At 66.4% G+C, this 14,670-nt stretch carries 11 protein-coding genes; 8 read left to right on the top strand and 3 right to left on the bottom strand.

The features are described 5' to 3' along the window. Window positions 1-493 precede the first annotated feature (493 nt). The gene (locus FOF48_RS02420; protein WP_143898328.1) at window positions 494-1,201 is read left to right on the top strand and encodes a hypothetical protein; all 708 of its coding nucleotides are present in this window, start codon (window positions 494-496) and stop codon (window positions 1,199-1,201) included. A 39-nt stretch (window positions 1,202-1,240) separates the two neighbouring features. Here the strand turns inward: FOF48_RS02420 and FOF48_RS02425 are convergent, their stop codons facing one another. Beyond that, a complete protein-coding gene (locus tag FOF48_RS02425) occupies window positions 1,241-3,097 on the bottom strand; it encodes an SBBP repeat-containing protein (RefSeq protein ID WP_143898330.1) in 1,857 nt (618 codons plus the stop codon). Between the two features lie 400 nt (window positions 3,098-3,497). Between FOF48_RS02425 and FOF48_RS02430 the strand changes: the two genes are divergently transcribed. After that, window positions 3,498-3,761, top strand: a complete 264-nt coding sequence (locus tag FOF48_RS02430; RefSeq protein WP_143898332.1) for a hypothetical protein — start codon at window positions 3,498-3,500, stop codon at window positions 3,759-3,761. 109 nt (window positions 3,762-3,870) lie between these two features. Here the strand turns inward: FOF48_RS02430 and FOF48_RS02435 are convergent, their stop codons facing one another. Further along, window positions 3,871-4,368 carry a hypothetical protein gene (locus tag FOF48_RS02435; RefSeq protein ID WP_143898333.1) on the bottom strand — a complete coding sequence of 166 codons (498 nt, stop codon included), beginning with the start codon at window positions 4,366-4,368 and terminating at the stop codon, window positions 3,871-3,873. Between the two features lie 221 nt (window positions 4,369-4,589). Beyond that, window positions 4,590-5,468, bottom strand: a complete 879-nt coding sequence (locus FOF48_RS02440) for an aldo/keto reductase family oxidoreductase (RefSeq protein ID WP_143899084.1) — start codon at window positions 5,466-5,468, stop codon at window positions 4,590-4,592. A 94-nt stretch (window positions 5,469-5,562) separates the two neighbouring features. Here FOF48_RS02440 and FOF48_RS02445 point away from each other — a divergent pair, with 94 nt between their 5' ends. From FOF48_RS02445 to FOF48_RS02470, 6 genes are all read left to right on the top strand, one after another. Then, window positions 5,563-6,471, top strand: coding sequence for a LysR family transcriptional regulator (locus FOF48_RS02445; RefSeq protein WP_143898335.1), 909 nt, complete (start codon window positions 5,563-5,565; stop codon window positions 6,469-6,471). Between the two features lie 366 nt (window positions 6,472-6,837). Then, window positions 6,838-7,365: an RNA polymerase sigma factor gene (locus FOF48_RS02450; protein WP_186001731.1), complete on the top strand. Its 528-nt coding sequence runs from the start codon at window positions 6,838-6,840 to the stop codon at window positions 7,363-7,365. Beyond that, on the top strand, window positions 7,365-10,355 hold the full coding sequence (locus FOF48_RS02455) for a CHAT domain-containing protein (RefSeq protein ID WP_143899085.1): 2,991 nt from the start codon (window positions 7,365-7,367) through the stop codon (window positions 10,353-10,355). Before FOF48_RS02450 ends, FOF48_RS02455 begins: the two co-directional genes overlap by 1 nt. 85 nt (window positions 10,356-10,440) lie before the next feature. Beyond that, window positions 10,441-11,112: a hypothetical protein gene (locus FOF48_RS02460; RefSeq protein WP_143898340.1), complete on the top strand. Its 672-nt coding sequence runs from the start codon at window positions 10,441-10,443 to the stop codon at window positions 11,110-11,112. Between the two features lie 49 nt (window positions 11,113-11,161). Then, on the top strand, window positions 11,162-12,631 hold the full coding sequence (locus FOF48_RS02465; RefSeq protein ID WP_143898342.1) for a hypothetical protein: 1,470 nt from the start codon (window positions 11,162-11,164) through the stop codon (window positions 12,629-12,631). Window positions 12,632-12,694: 63 nt separating this feature from the next. Further along, a complete protein-coding gene (locus tag FOF48_RS02470) occupies window positions 12,695-14,647 on the top strand; it encodes an SAVED domain-containing protein (protein ID WP_143898344.1) in 1,953 nt (650 codons plus the stop codon). The last annotated feature ends 23 nt before the right edge of the window (window positions 14,648-14,670 follow it).

The raw sequence follows: 14,670 nt of genomic DNA on the forward strand, positions 1-14,670 counted from the left end.
AAAGCCGAGCCCCCTTTCGGCTATCGTCCGCCGCGACGTGACCCGAAGCCCTCCGGAGCCATCCCCCGACGACGCGCCGCCCGAGTCGCGGGGCAGAACGGTCTACGCGCTGGGCGAGGAGGACGCCGAGGCGTTCGGGGCCCCTGGGGAGGCGCGTGGCCGACGTGCGTCCACCGCGCTCACGGCCCTGCTGGTGGCGGTGGGGCTCGCGCTCCCCGGGGTGGCGCTCTTCCTTCGCCCGGTGGCTCCCTCGCGTCCGGCGATGCCGGTGGAGGCGGCCTCGCGGCCGGAGGAGCCCCGCGCGCCGTCCGCATCGACAGACAAGGCCACATCCCCTGCTCCCACCGTGGAGGCCGCACGTCCGTCGCGAAGGGACGCTCCCAGCGCACCCCCTCGAACGGCCCAGAGAGTGGAGGGTGCCCCTCGCTCCCAGGGACCCGAGGCGCGGTCCCAGCCCGTCTCGCTCGAGCGTCTCCGGAGCACGTTCGAAGACGTGAGCCTCCCTCCGGCGGCGCGGTCCCAGGCGGCGCTGGAGCTGCTTGACGCGCATTCGACGCGGCAGCATTTCCGGTCGCTCATCCGGGATGCGGACCGCATCAGCCAATTGGAGCTGCCGATGTTCGAGGGCCGGGTTCCCGCCGAGTACGCCGCGTGGTCGAAGCTCAACGCCTACTGGGTCGTGGATGCATTCGACTCCGTGCTGACCGAAGGGCCCCGCTTCCTGAGCATGTATCCCGAGAGTCGCCTGGCGCCGGTGGCGGACATGATGGTTCGCAACGTCACCGCCCGGAACAGAGCCTGGGCGCGCGACCGGCTGGCGAAGCTGGGGGAGATTGGGAATGAAGATGCCGTCGCGGTGAGTGAAATCGAGCGCCTGGAGCGGCTTGGGCAGTCCACCGCCGAGGCCCGCCGGGCGAGGGCCTTCATGAACTGCAAGAGGCGTGGTGCCGCGAGGCTCTTCGCGGATGCCCTCGGCCCTTGCCGTGCCTTCATCGAGGCCTGGGGGGCGGGCACCCACGCGCAGGAGCTCGAGGAGGCCCGCACCGCGCGCCTCCTGGAGATCTCCTCCCTTGCCGGCCTGCGCCGCTACTCCGAAGCCCGCGCGCGGCTCGCGGAGTTCCTCGAGGCGGACCCGGAGGGGGCCCGCGAGAGCCCCGCCCAGGACATCCTCCAGCACATCGCCGCGGACGCCGAGGAGTGAATGCCCTCCCCAGCGCCGCGCGGTCCAAGCCCCCTGATGTCAGGGGAACGGGAGCTTCGTCACGAACGAGTCGGTGGTCCCGATGAGCGAGTTGCCGCCGAAGTTCCCGCTCGTGTACCCGCCCAGGTAGACGTACCCGTCAAAGGTCACGTTGATGCCATTGGCGTAGACGGCGGCCGGAGCACCCGCCGCGAACGCCGGGCTCTGCTGCACCACCGCCAGCCGGGTGCCCGCGGAGTTGAACTTCGCGACGTAGTTATGCGCCACGCTGTAGGCGGTGTTGGAGGGATTGCCCACGTCTCCCTGGCCTCCGCCGCTCACGTACACACCCGTGTCGTCGATGAAGATGCCTGACGCCCAGATGCCGTACGTCGCGCTGAACTCCCGGGTCCACACCATGTTGCCCGAAGGGTCGTACTTGGCCAGGTAGACATCCCCGCCGGAGGTGGTGTTGGGGTTGCCGCCGAGGCCGCCGCCGCTCTGGCCGGTCAGGTAGACATTGCCCGCGGCATCGGTCTCGCTGCCGTACAGCCAGACCCCGTTGCCGCTCGAGCCGAGCTGCCGGGTCCACTGCTTGTTTCCGGCGCCGTCGTACTTGATGACGAAGAGGTCCTGGGTGCCCATGAGGGGATTCCCATCCAGTCCGCCCAGGGTCCATCCAGAGACATAGACATTGCCGGATGCGTCAGCGGCCGCCCGCCGGCCGTGGGTAATCTTGCCGGCCACGCCCGCCTGCCGGGTCCACAGCTTGTTGCCCAGGCTGTCGAACTTGGTGACGAAGACGTCGATGGTACCGGTGAGCGTGTTCCCATCCAGGCCGCCGTAGGTGGACCCCATCAGGAAGGAGTTGCCAGAGGTGTCGAACGCGGTGTCGTAGCCCTCCGTGTTGAAGCCCGCGCCGCCGACCTGCCGGGTCCACTGGCGCGCGGCGGTGTAGCGGTACTTCGTCAGGAAGGCATCCCGGTTGCCAATCTTGGGCGTGCCGTCCACCGAGCCGTCGGTGAAGCCCGCCACGGCGATCTCCTCGAAGTTGGAGCTCGTCGCGATGCCGTAGCCCAGGGCCACGCTCCCGGGCGCTCCGATGGGCTTCGACCAGGTGATGACACCGTCCCAGTTACGGGCCTGGATGAAGGAGTCCATCAGGCCCACCATCGGGGCGCCGTTCACTCCGCCCGACGTGTAGCCCGTGACATAGGAGCGCCCCGCGGAATCTCCCGAGAGGTCCATGACCTGGGTGGGCGCCCCCGCGGCCCCGAAGGTGCGCGTCCAGACCGGCGTGGCGGGGTTGGTGACGCCATCATTGGCGCAGGTGATGAGCTCCAGCCTGCTGAGGGAGATGACGACGATCCCCGCCCGCGGGTCGTTGTCGTCCGTCACGTTCAGGCGGTACTTGATGTAGCTGGCGGGCGCGGCCAGCGTGAACTCGCGGCGGTCGTTGCCGGTCCAGCTGCTCTGGTTGGTGCGCGTGTCGAGCACGGTCCAGGTCGAGCCGTTCCAGCCATCGAACGTCCAGTTCTTTGGGGCGCGAGAGGTGAGGCCGGGCCCATTCCAGAACTCGAGCGCATAGCGATGGATGGTGGTCGTGGTGGAGGGCTGGTAGGCGATCCACGCGGGTGCCTGGCCCTCCGCGGAGATCCACATGGTGGTGGCGTTGTCGAAGGCCTTCCAGGCCTCGTAGTCAGCGCTGTAGACGCCCGAGCGCGTCACGGCGCCCGACGGTGTCGACGGGCCGGTCATCACCGGCACCATGTTGCCGCAGACGAGCGGCTGGGCCGTCGTGGCCAGCGGCGCCGCTGGCTCGGTGTCGGAGGTGTCCTCGCCCTGGCAGCCGGGCAGGGACGTCAGGAGCAGGGTGCTCGCAAGAAAGGTGCTGCGCAGGATGCTGAAGGCTTTCACGGAAACTCCTTGGCCGTCGCGCGAAGAGCGCACGACGTGCGAGAGGAATACCGATCCAGCCGAGACAGCCGGGGCGTTATGTGACGAAAGCGCCCAGGCGCGGGACGAGTCCGCCGAGGGGCGGGGCCGACCTTGGCTTGTCAGGGGGCTGTCTGGCTCCGCGCCCGTGAAACGTGAGGGGCGCGCCTCGACGAGGCAACGGCCAGTGCCGAAAGGAAGGTGCTTGGGCGTGAGCGAGGCGGCATGACTCCGCCGCGTTGAAAGCGCCCCATGAGACGGAAGCGGTGCGTCAACAATCTGTGAGCAGGTGTCAGCGCTGACATCATATTTCAGGTTCTCGGGTGTTTCTTGAAAGCCTGGAGTTTGTTAGGATTTGAAGCGCAACCCTGACGGAGGACGCATGCGAGCGAGCATTGTCGGTGGCCTGTCGCTGATGGCGTTGATGGCAGTGGGCTGTGGTGGTCCCGTGTCCCAGGAGGAGGGACCTGACCTGGCTTCGCAGGAGGCCACGATCCCTGACTGTTCCAACAGCCCGGACTCCTTGACCATGTACTTCAAGGACGCCACGTACACGGAGCAGATCGGTGGTCGGGGCTGCCACTGCGGCACGTGGGAGAGCTGGGGCAGGTCGTCGATCTACCAGCAGTACGTCAGCGATTGTTAGGTCGTCCGCGCCCTCTCCCGCGCCTGGAGCGGTGAACACTCCAGGCGTCAGGAGCGCTGAACGTCATGTGGAGGAGGGCATGGGGAGGCCACGCCCTCCAAGTCTTGGGTTACGCGAGGCTCGGGACCTGGCTCATGCCGAACGTCGGGTCTTGAAGCGAAGCCTGTCCGGCCTCTGCGTCCCCGCTGAGCTCCGGGACCGCGTCCGCCCCCTGCTCCAGCGAGCTGGAGTCGAGCGACAGGGGAGACGGGCCCGTCGAGCCCTGCGAGAAGCTGTCGGAGAAGGGTGAGCCGCCCGAGGCGCCCTGCGCGCCCGTGAGGCCTTGCACGCCCTCCGTGACGCTCTGGAGCAGCTGGGTGATGCTGCTCAGCACCGAGAGGGCGCCTTCGAGCAGCTTGCCAAGCCCTTCCGCCTTGCCCGCGCCGCCCGCGTCGAAGCCGTCCTGCTGCAGGGCCGCCATCAGGGGAGAGCCCTTGCCGCCCACCTTCTGACCGGAGGCGGCGCCCTCCGCCGGGCCGGAGAGGCTGGGCGGGCGGGAGACAGCGGACGCCTGGGCGGGAGCGCGGGTGAGGGAGGCCGGGCTGCTGCGAACGGAAGAGATGCTCATGGCGGGAGGCTTTCGGAAGAGAGGGAGTGCGGCGTTCAGCGACGAGGACACACATAGCAGCGGGCGTGCCAGCGCCTTGGAGCCCGTGGGGTGCGCGCAATCCGTTGATCTTGTTTGGAAGTGCGCGCGCCGGCGCCCCCGCCAACGTGCTCCCCCCTGGTGACCGCTGTCATGGGCTGATGTTCGCGGTCACCAGTGCCTCTCACCTTCCGCGGCGTGAGTCAGGCGGAGCCGGCGCCCGCGATGGAGTCCAGTGCCTTGAGTGAATCGTCAGGCAGGTGGAGCTTGTCCGCGGCGAGGTTCTCCCTCAGGTGCGCGACGGACGAGGTGCCTGGAATCAGGAGGATGTTGGGCGCGCGGCGCAGCAACCAGGCGAGGGCGACCTGCATGGGCGTCGCGCCGAGGCGCGCGGCGACATCGGACAGGGTGGACGACTGAAGCGGGGTGAACCCGCCCAGGGGGAAGAACGGCACGTAGGCGATGCCGTCTCGGGCGAGGGCGTCGATGAGTGCATCATCGCCGCGATGCGCCAGGTTGTACTGGTTCTGCACGCAGACGATCCTGGCGATTCTCCGCCCTTCCGCGAGCTGGGTGGGGGTGACGTTGCTCAGCCCGATGTGCCGCACCAGCCCCTTGCGCTGAAGGTCGGCCAGCACGGTGAGCGGTGCTTCGAGCGACCCTTCCGCGGGGCCGTGGACGCTGAACATGAGCCGGAGGTTGACCACGTCCAGCACGTCGAGCCCGAGGTTGCGCAGGTTGTCGTGGACCGCGCGGGTCAGCGCTTCGGGCGAGAAGGCCGGGTTCCATGAGCCATCCTGGCCGCGCTGGGCGCCGATCTTGGTGACGATGACGAGCTTGTCGGGATAGGGCGCGAGCGCCTCGCGGATCAGCTGGTTGGTGACGTGCGGGCCGTAGAAGTCGCTGGTGTCGATGTGGTCCACCCCGCTCGCCACGGCCTCCCGCAGGACCGCCAGCGCGGCGGCATGATCCCTGGGTGGGCCGAACACGCCGGGGCCCGCGAGCTGCATCGCTCCGTAGCCAAGTCGCTTCACATCACGGTCGCCGAGGGCGAAGGTGCTGGACTGATCGATACCGGGCATCATCCATCTCCTTTTGAGATGAGGCATCGATAGACGTATTCCGTCCTCGCGATAACGGGGGGCAACTCGAACAGGTTGTGCGGAGTGGCGAACAGTGAAGGTCGACCTGAGTGATTTGAACGCCTTCGTGGTGGTGGCGCGCGCCAGGAGCTTCCGCGAAGGGGCTCGGATGAGTGGCAGCAGTGCCTCCTCGCTCAGTGAGGCGGTCCGTCGCCTGGAGGCACGTCTTGGGGTCCGGCTGCTCAACCGGACGACGCGCAGTGTCGTCCCCACGGACGCGGGGGAGGGACTGTTGAAGCGGCTCGACCCCGCCCTGGTGGAGATGGAGGCCGCGCTCGATGTGGTGAATGGCTACCGCGACAAGCCGGCGGGCGCCTTGCGCCTCAATGTCCCGCTCAGCGCGGCCCGGCTGGTGCTGCCGGGCATCATCCCCGGGTTCCTCGCCGCCTATCCCGACATCCGGTTGGAGGTGATGATCGAGGACCGCTTCGTCGATGTGATCGCCGCCGGGTGCGACGCCGGCATCCGCTACGACGAGCGGCTGGAGCAGGACATGATCGCGGTGCCCATCGGGCCTCGCTTCCAACGCTTCGCCACCGCCGCATCCCCGGCCTACCTCAAGCGGCACGGGCGGCCGGAACATCCCCGCGAGTTGCTCGCCCATGCGTGCCTGCGCGGCCGGTTCGCGAGCGGCGCGATGACGCCGTGGGAGTTCGAGCGCGACGGCGAGGTGGTGCGGGTCGAGCCGACGGGGCCGCTCATCGTGCAGGCTGGCGGGGCGACGGAGCTCGCTGTCGACGCGGCGATCGCCGGGACCGGCATCGTGTACCTCTTCGAGGACTGGCTGCGCCCGCATCTTGAGAGCGGCGCCCTCGAGCCCCTCCTCGAGTCCTGGTGGCAGCGCTTCTCGGGGCCCTTCCTCTACTACCCCGGACGGCGACTCGTGCCCGCACCGTTGCGGGCCTTCATCGACTTCATCAAGGCCCCGGCGGAGGGGCCTTGATGAAGTCGCCCTCTGCGTCCTCTTCTATCGGTCGGGTAGTTAGATGCTGGACGCGGATAGCCGTCCCATGGCCCTCAGCCAGGGGACCTGCCGCCTGTCAAATCCCGGCGAACCCATCCCTGGCGTCCATTCTGCCCCAGCCCGCGCCTGCTCGAAGGGGCCGTGGTAACAAAATCGGTGCAGTGCGTCTGTGGGCAAACGACAGGTCCCATGCCCCCACTCGATGCTCCGCTGTCATGCGCCCCCCCCGCGCTGGAAGAGCCGTCTCCCGGACGTGTCGCCCCTGCTCAAGGGGCTCGCGTTGTCTCTCTGCCTTTCCCTATGGTGGGGAAGGACGGGCTACAGGGAGAGGACTACCCACACCCGATGAACACCGTTGGAAGTGGGCAATGGGCCAGCGAGTTCGCCCGAAAGAACCGGGCATGGCTTCTGGCGCGCGCAGAGGGCCTGTGTCGCAACAGGAGCGATGCGGAGGACCTTGTTCAGGAGGCGCTTCTGCGCTTCATCAAGAGATACGACGGGGTGGAGGCTCCTCCTGACCCGAAGCTCCCCTCCGCATGGCTCATCAAGACGATGACGAATCTCTTCTATGACCAATGCCGCAGGCGGAAGGTTCGTTCGCAGCGCGAGAAGGATCCCATCCTGACCGAAAGCAATCGGGTGGAACCTGAGCCCGAGGCGGGGTTGTTGTCCGACGACATCACCCTCGAGCAACTCAGTGAAGCCCTGGGGCAGCTGAACCCGACGATGCGGGCCACGTTCGAACAGCACGTCCAGGGCAAGAAGTATCGGGACATCGCGAGGTTCTTCGGCGTTCCGGTGGGTACCGTGTCCAAGCGGTTGCATGACATCCGCTCGAAGCTGCGCTCGTTCCTGTCCACGGGAGTCAACTGATGGCCGGCCCTTGTGACAACGTCGCGGCGTTCGTCGATGGAGAGCTCTCCTCCGACGAGGCCGAGGTTTTCCGCCAACATCTGCCAGACTGTGCGAGATGCCAGCGGGAAATTCCTTTACTCCTGCAGCTCGATTTTCTGGGCAGGGAGCTCGTCGAGCGAGCCCCGACACCGATGGAGGTCTTGCGGTCAGTCCCCTTTCCGCGGAATGGTTGGCGGCGTCCCGTCTCCCTGGTGGCGGCCTCATTCGCGGCGGGCCTGCTGGTAGCGATTGTCGGCGCGCGCTTCATTCCGCAACAGCCGTCGGCGCGTCTGGCGATCTCCCCGTCGGCCTATCGGCTGCTGGAGCCACGGCTCAGTCCTCCCGATGCCGATGTCTACCGCAAGCTCCCAGACCGACTGATGTCCAGTGGAGCAGGAGCGAACACCGAAGGCATCCCGCACGCCTTGCTGGGGGAACTTCGGACGCGCAATGACCTCCAGGAACTGTCCGCCGCGCTCCTGGCTCAGAATCAAGCCGTCCTCGCAGAAGAGGCGCTAGTGAAGCTGGACGGGCTGGCCGCTTCCGCTGAGAAGGAGTCGGACCGGGCTGCGGCCCTCCTCATCCTGTCCCGTCACGGTGAGGCCCTGAAGGCCGCGGATAGGGCCCTGGCGATGCGGCCGGGCATGCCGCAGGCGCTGTGGAACCGGGCGCTGGCGCTGCGAGAGCTGCATCTGCCGCGGCTAGCGGCGCGTGTCTTCGACCAGGTGACGACCTTAGGAGAGGCCGGCTGGGCGGAAGAGGCCTCCCGGAACGTGGCGGGCCTGCGTCGCGCCAGCATGGACGGTGAAGAGCGCTGGCACTCCGTCGAGGAGGCGGGACGGGCCTTGCTGGAGGGTGTCCCGGACTTACTTCCAGCGGGCTTCAGTCAGGCGCCCAGTGCGCGGCTGTATTTCTATGATGCTGTGCGGGCCGCGCCTGACCGGAGCCGAGTGATGGCATTGCTCCCCCTCGCGCAGTCGTTGGATGCGCGAGCCGGGGGGCAGGTCCTTCAGGACTACGTGCGCCGCATCTCCGCCGCGGACTTCTCGCGAAGGGCTCCGCTCGCACGGGACTACGCGGAGCTGGTCCGGGCACTGCGCGCACAGGCGCTAGGACTCCCGATGACGGAGTCCCAGAAGGATTGGTTGTCGGAGACCCGTCAGGCCGCGTTTGTCGCGACGCTACGCGCGTCCGGCGAGGAAGACGTGTTGTTGGGTGTGCTGGTGCTCACGGGAGCGGTCCGAGGTGACCTGCCGCGCTTCGAGTCCGCCGCGAGCACGGACCCCTGGTTCGCCCTGACCGTAGCCCGTGAGCGATCCGCAGAACAATGGCGCGGGCCCCATCGGGAGCAGGCTCTCCGAACATTGCTGGAGGCATATCGTCTCTTCTGCTCGATATCCGGTCTGGACTACCGCTGTATCCAGATCGATATCGACTTGTCAGACCGCTCCATCCAGCTCCATCAGCTCGCGGAGGCGAACAAGTACGCGGAACGTGGCAGACAGCGGGCTCGCGAAGGTAGCGAGTGGTTCCTGGAGCGTGACCTCCTGTGGAACCTGGCGCAGTCCGCCAAGTTCGCGGGCACCGTGCCCCATCTGGCGCGTGCCTATTACAGCGAATACCTGGAGCGGGAACCGGGGAACCTGGACGCGCGTCGCGCCGTGTACCAGCACCTCGCGGACATCGCCTGGAACGAGCTGAGCGTGGACGAGGCGCGGATGGACATGGAGCTGGCGCTGGCGACCGGCCGGCCCCTTCCAGTCAGTGGTGCCTTCACCCTGGCGGACCTCGCGCGCCTCAAGAGCGGCCCTGGAGACGAGGCCCGCCTGACTACCGTGCTGGAGTCGCTTCCCGCGTCAAAGCCAGACGAGCGCTGGGTGGCTGCGCATGCGCTGGGACGGTTCGTCATCGAGCACGATGTGATTCGGGGGCGCGCACTGCTGCGGGACCTCCTTCAGCAGGTGGCCGGCCCCGCGGACACAGGCAACCCGACGGCGCGGCGGGTGCGGGCCTACAGCTTCACCTCTCTCCTCTTCGAGGCGGGCAAGCGGGGAGGATTTGAGGAAGCCTTGGGCCTCTTCTCCGAGGAGCGTGGAATGCCGTTGCCAGCCCGGTGCCTGCTGGCCGCCACGGTCGACTCCGAACGGACGCTGTTGATCGTCCGGGGTGCTCAGGGAGAGCTCGTGGGCGACTACGACGACTCCAGGCGTCAACGCCTGCCATCCCGCGTCGAGGGGCTCGTCAAGAAGGAGGAGCTGTTAGCGCCATTGCGCGCCTGCGAGCAGGTGGAGGTGCTCGCGCGCCCCCCGTTGCATGGACGTGTGGGGCTCCTACCGGCTTCGTTCGCGTGGAGTTATCTGACGCGTCGCTCGACGGCACGGATTCCACCGAAGCCGGGGCCAGGCCTCCACCTCGTGGTTTCCGAAGTGGAGCTCCCTGCTGAGCTCTCGCTGCCGTCCCTGTCGTGGACTCCCAGCTTCGGTCCGGACGAGAAGCACCTCTTGATATCAGGGGCCCGGGCGACCGCCGCCAACGTGCTCGCCGCCATGGAGGACGCCACGGAGATCGACCTGGTGACCCATGGGAACATCCATGACTCCGCGAGTACCTCTTATCTCCTGCTGGCGCCTGACATGGAGGGGCCGGAGCTCACCCTGTCGAGGATTCGCACTACCTCGCTCCGGGGGGCGCCGTTCGTGATGCTGGCTGCGTGCAAGGCGGCACATACGACCTACGCGGTCCACGAACCGCTCAGCATCCCCGCTGCGTTCTTCGAGATAGGCGCGCGGGGTGTGCTCGCCGCGACGCAGGACATCTACAACGAAGAGGCCAATGCTTTCTTTAACGATATCCGCGAACGCATGCGCTCCGGCGTCCTCCCCGCCGTCGCCCTTCGCGATGTGCGGCAGGAGTGGCTGGGCGCGGGGCGTGGGACGACCTGGGTGAACAGCGTGCTGCTGTTTGAGTAAGGCCGTGAGGTAACAAGACAGGTCGAGTGCGTCCTAGCGCATGGGTGCTTCCTTGAAATCGCACCCATCCCGAGAGGAGCCTGACTTGAGCACGCCGCCACTGCCGTTCCACGACCTCCGCTTCCCGACGAACGAGCCCTTCTGGACGGGGCCGGAGGACTCCCTCCGAATCGTCTTTCTCACGCCGGCCACGCCACCCTCCGAGTTCGTGGCGTTCGGGGTGCTTTCGACGAGGGAGGCTGTCGACGTGCTCTTCGTCGCCCGCGGCAGTGTGGAGGAACACCTGGTGGAGTTCATCGAGCGGATGCAGAGGGAGGACGCGGGGGTCGAACTGCACGAGCGGCCGCCCGTTCCAAAGGAACTCCTGGAGGAGTACGCCTCTCTCCCTCCATATGAGGGCAGCGAGTACGAGGATTCCCCCAGGACGCCGGTTCGAGGCTTCGTGGTTCGGAGCGATGTCACCCCCTATGAGCGGCTGCGCAATGCCCCGATGTGGCCGGAAGGCGCCGGCCTCACGCGGTATCTCTACCTGACACCACTCAGCGAGCCGACGACATTCCTGGCTCTTGGCGTTGTGCGCCCCTCGAACTCAGTCGTCGTCGCCGCGACGGGCCGACTGAGGGAGGAGCTTGGGGCGTTGATCACGCAGGCTCGGTGGGAGCAGTCCCGCGTCGAGATGTATGCGCGGCCGCCGCTGCCCCAGGAGGTGCTGGGACTCTACCTGGAACTGCCGCCCGAAACGGCTCCGCTTCCCTAACGGTTGGCCCCTGCTCGCAGCCCCCTATCCTGAAAGAGGAGGACACCCCATGTCTGCTGAACTGCTTCTGGCACATGCAGATACCCACCAACCGGTGCTCATCGAGGGGCTCGGGGAGGATGCCTTTGCCGACGCTCGACCTCCCGGCCCGGCCCAGACTCCGAAGTACCTCCGGGCCGAACTGGGGAGCCTGGATGACCTGCTCCTGCAGCGCTGGGGCATCGTCGTACCCGAGGGACCCGAGGGAAGACATCTGTTGGAACTGGTAGCGCCGCTCCGGGAACTCCGGCAGCGGGAGCAGGGGGGAGAGCCCATCCTGACGCTCTCCGTCCGCTCTGGCCTGACGGGCGCAGAGGCCCACGCGTGGAAGGCACAGGGACTCGGCAGCGAGAAAGTATCGGAGGAGGACCGTCCCCGCTACCTGCTGATCCTGGGGGACCTGGACGCGGTGTCGCTGGAGGTGCAGCAGGCTCTGGCCACGGACTCGCTGGTGGGGCGGATCGCGTTCTCTGACGATGCGGGCTACCGGGCCTATGTCACCAAGGTGCTGCGCTGGACGGAGGCTTCGGGGGGCGCGAAGGCGGCACGGTTGCTCTTCTACACGGCGCGAGACGGCACCTGCGCGACCGACCTGGGGCACCGCAAGCTCATGGCTCCCTGCCTGGAGTCCAGCGAGGAGCGGCGGCGACAGGGCCGGCTGCGGATCCATCCTCCCGAGGTGCTGGACGAACTGGGGTACGGGCAGGGGACAGCCGTGCAGCGGATGCTGGATTTCACCGCCAGAACCGAGCCGGGGGTGCTGCTGAGCCTGAGCCACGGATTGGGTATGCCCGAGCAGGGGTGGAGCTCGCCGGAAGAACAACGCGCGCTTCAGGGCGCTCTGCTGCTCACGAGAGATCAACGGCTCACGGCCGAGGATGTCGCGTCCGTGCCATTCATGTCGGGGGGCATCTGGTATGGCTTCGCGTGCTTCAGCGCGGGCACTCCAACTCGCAGTGCGTACGCACCATGGCTGCGAGATCTCCCCAGCGTGACTCCGAACGCGAGTCGCGTGGTCTCGCTGTTGCCGAAGCCGGGGGAGCGCCCGTTCGTCTCCGCGCTCCCTCAGGCAGCACTGGCCAATCCCGCGGGGCCTCTGGCGGTGATGGGCCATGTGGATCTGGCATGGTCTTCAAGCTTCAACGATCACGGGCGTGGCCGGCATGCCCGCTTCTTTGGCGTCCTGGGCGCGCTCGCCGCCGGGCACCGGGCGGGCGCTGCCTTGGCCTCGCTGATTCGAGCTACCAACGAAGCAAGCATCGTGTTGAACGCGGGCTACCACGAGGAGCGGAGGATGGGGGACGCGGGGCAGTTGCCCCGATTGCCTCCGGCGGAGAGGGCCTACCAGTGGTTGCTGTACCACGACCTCGCCAGCCATGTGCTGTTGGGGGATCCCGCAGTCCGGCTGCCATTGGCTGCTTTCCCTGGGGGGCATCCTGGCGCCCTGGGAAAGCATGGCCGGAGTCGGAAGGCGAGGTAACAAACGCTCCAGCGCGCGTCTGTTGGGCGAACCCGCCACGAGATTTCGGGAGCCCCCTCGCGCATGAGCCCCACGGACCACCCTCTGGAAATCACCCTGGAGTTCTCCTGTCGCAAGGATGGGTTCGCCTGGAAACGCAAGACCTATTTGGTCAAGACCGCATCGGGTGAGCTCGACTCCGTTTCCCTGTCCTGGTCCAAATTCCGGAGCGATCTGGAATCGCTCAGATCGGCGATGCCGGGGTCGGCCGTCGTCGAAAGGTTGGGGAGGCGCCTCCGAAAGCTAATCCGCCCGACAGGATGGGCCCAAGATGAAGCGGTCATCACCGATGCGATCCGAGTGGGACGCCCGGTCCATCTCACTGTCCGTGCGGACAACGCGGATGAGATATTCAACCTGCCCTGGGAGATGCTTCAACTGAGAGGTGGGGGCTCAATTGGCACATTGTCAGGGTGCCTCGTTCAGTATGAGTGTGGCTCCAGTGTGCCCAGGGACCCATTGCCTCATCCAACGGGCAGAATCCTGTTTGCCTATTCCAAGGCAGGTGGAAGTTGGGTCCCTTACGAAGCCCATCTCGAAGTCATCCAGGAGGCATGTCAGCTGTCGGGACTCCATTTTGATCCGACCGAAGATGTTCTTTACGGCGTTACCCGCAAGACCCTCTCCGAGAAACTGACAGCGGAAACAGACCGTCCCATCACGGTTCTTCACCTGCTTTGCCATGGCTCGAGGTTGGACGACTCGGAAGGGAGCGCATATGGCCTCGCTCTGGACCCCGTCGACGCCTTGGAAACTGAACCCGATGTCGTTGATGCCACGAGGCTGAGAGCAATGCTCTTCGCATCACCGCGCAATGCTCTACGATTCGTCATGCTCTTTTCGTGCCAGGGAGGAGACTCTGGTACGCCTGCTCATTCGGTGGAAAGCGTCGCAAGAATGTTTCACAGGCAGGGAGTGCCGGCCGTGATCGCGTCCCGGCTACCATTGAGTTGCCCTGGCTCCACCGTGCTTGCACAGGCGTTGTATCAGTCGTTGCTCGTCAATAAGGAGAATCTGCGCACGGCCCTCTCAGTTGCGCGCAAGCGGCTGTTGGCGGAGGAGCGGTCCTTCGACTGGATCTCACTTCAGTTCTACGCCAGGGCGAAAGACGAGGCGGCCCTCTTTCCATTTAGTGAGCCGCCCCTCCGGTCGAAGGCCGCCGCCACGATGCCGGATCTCATGCTCATCCGTCATGAGGCCTATAGCAGGGCGCATGGGATGCCTACTGCGGAAGATGCTCCAGCCCTCTTCGCCAACAGACATGTCCGGCCACTCATCACCTTCGATCAGGCGTCAGCGCTCTCCGAAAGGAGATGGGAGAATTTGGCACCCGAGGTTGCGCGTCTCGCTTCTCGAGACGGCGTGCTCCGACGCGCTTTCGATGAGCGGGATACCGATATCCTCTACTTCGGCTTTCCGTATGTTTCCTTCGCTGTGCTCGCAGGATACTTGGCGAAGACCCGCCCTGTGCATGTCATCGACTACGACAGAGCCCGAGGGCGCTTTGCCTGGAATCAGGTCGTGAAGGACCCGGCTCCACTCCTGAAGGTGGAGTGCGTCTCCAAGAAGAGAGGTTCCGCGGCCCGGGTGCGCCTCTCCCTTTCCGCCAAGGTTCAGAGTCAAGCCTGCGAGGCGGTTCTGTCCGCTTCGGATGTTCGACTGGATCTCCACTTCATGCTGGAGGATCCCTCACGGGGCATTGTGAACAGGGAATCCCAACTCATGGAGTATGCGCATGACATCCGGGAGGCGATTGATAAGCACCTCGCGGGCAATTCCGAATTCAAGAGCGTGCATGTCTTCGCCGCCGTTCCCGTGAGCATCGCTTTCCATCTGGGGCGTGCGCTGGCCGCCACGGGACTGCCGGAGTGTTTTGTCTATAACTACGACGCCCAGGACACTCCTGCCTATAAATGGCGTTTGAGCCTTCAGGCCGCGTCCACAGGTAGGCCGGCGATCACTGTCTTCCCGTTATGAGAACTGTCTGCGTTGTCAATCCA

It is taken from the genome of Corallococcus sp. Z5C101001 (assembly GCF_007352635.1).
Taxonomy (GTDB): domain Bacteria; phylum Myxococcota; class Myxococcia; order Myxococcales; family Myxococcaceae; genus Corallococcus; species Corallococcus silvisoli.

What these genes read in the sequence shown, in the direction of transcription:
- FOF48_RS02455 (WP_143899085.1), top strand. Translation starts at nt 7,365, where the DNA reads ATGGCCGGCCCTTGTGACAACGTCGCGGCGTTCGTCGATGGAGAGCTC.
- FOF48_RS02435 (WP_143898333.1), bottom strand. Translation starts at nt 4,368, where the DNA reads ATGAGCATCTCTTCCGTTCGCAGCAGCCCGGCCTCCCTCACCCGCGCT.
- FOF48_RS02430 (WP_143898332.1), top strand. Translation starts at nt 3,498, where the DNA reads ATGCGAGCGAGCATTGTCGGTGGCCTGTCGCTGATGGCGTTGATGGCA.
- FOF48_RS02470 (WP_143898344.1), top strand. Translation starts at nt 12,695, where the DNA reads ATGAGCCCCACGGACCACCCTCTGGAAATCACCCTGGAGTTCTCCTGT.
- FOF48_RS02440 (WP_143899084.1), bottom strand. Translation starts at nt 5,468, where the DNA reads ATGCCCGGTATCGATCAGTCCAGCACCTTCGCCCTCGGCGACCGTGAT.
- FOF48_RS02465 (WP_143898342.1), top strand. Translation starts at nt 11,162, where the DNA reads ATGTCTGCTGAACTGCTTCTGGCACATGCAGATACCCACCAACCGGTG.
- FOF48_RS02450 (WP_186001731.1), top strand. Translation starts at nt 6,838, where the DNA reads ATGAACACCGTTGGAAGTGGGCAATGGGCCAGCGAGTTCGCCCGAAAG.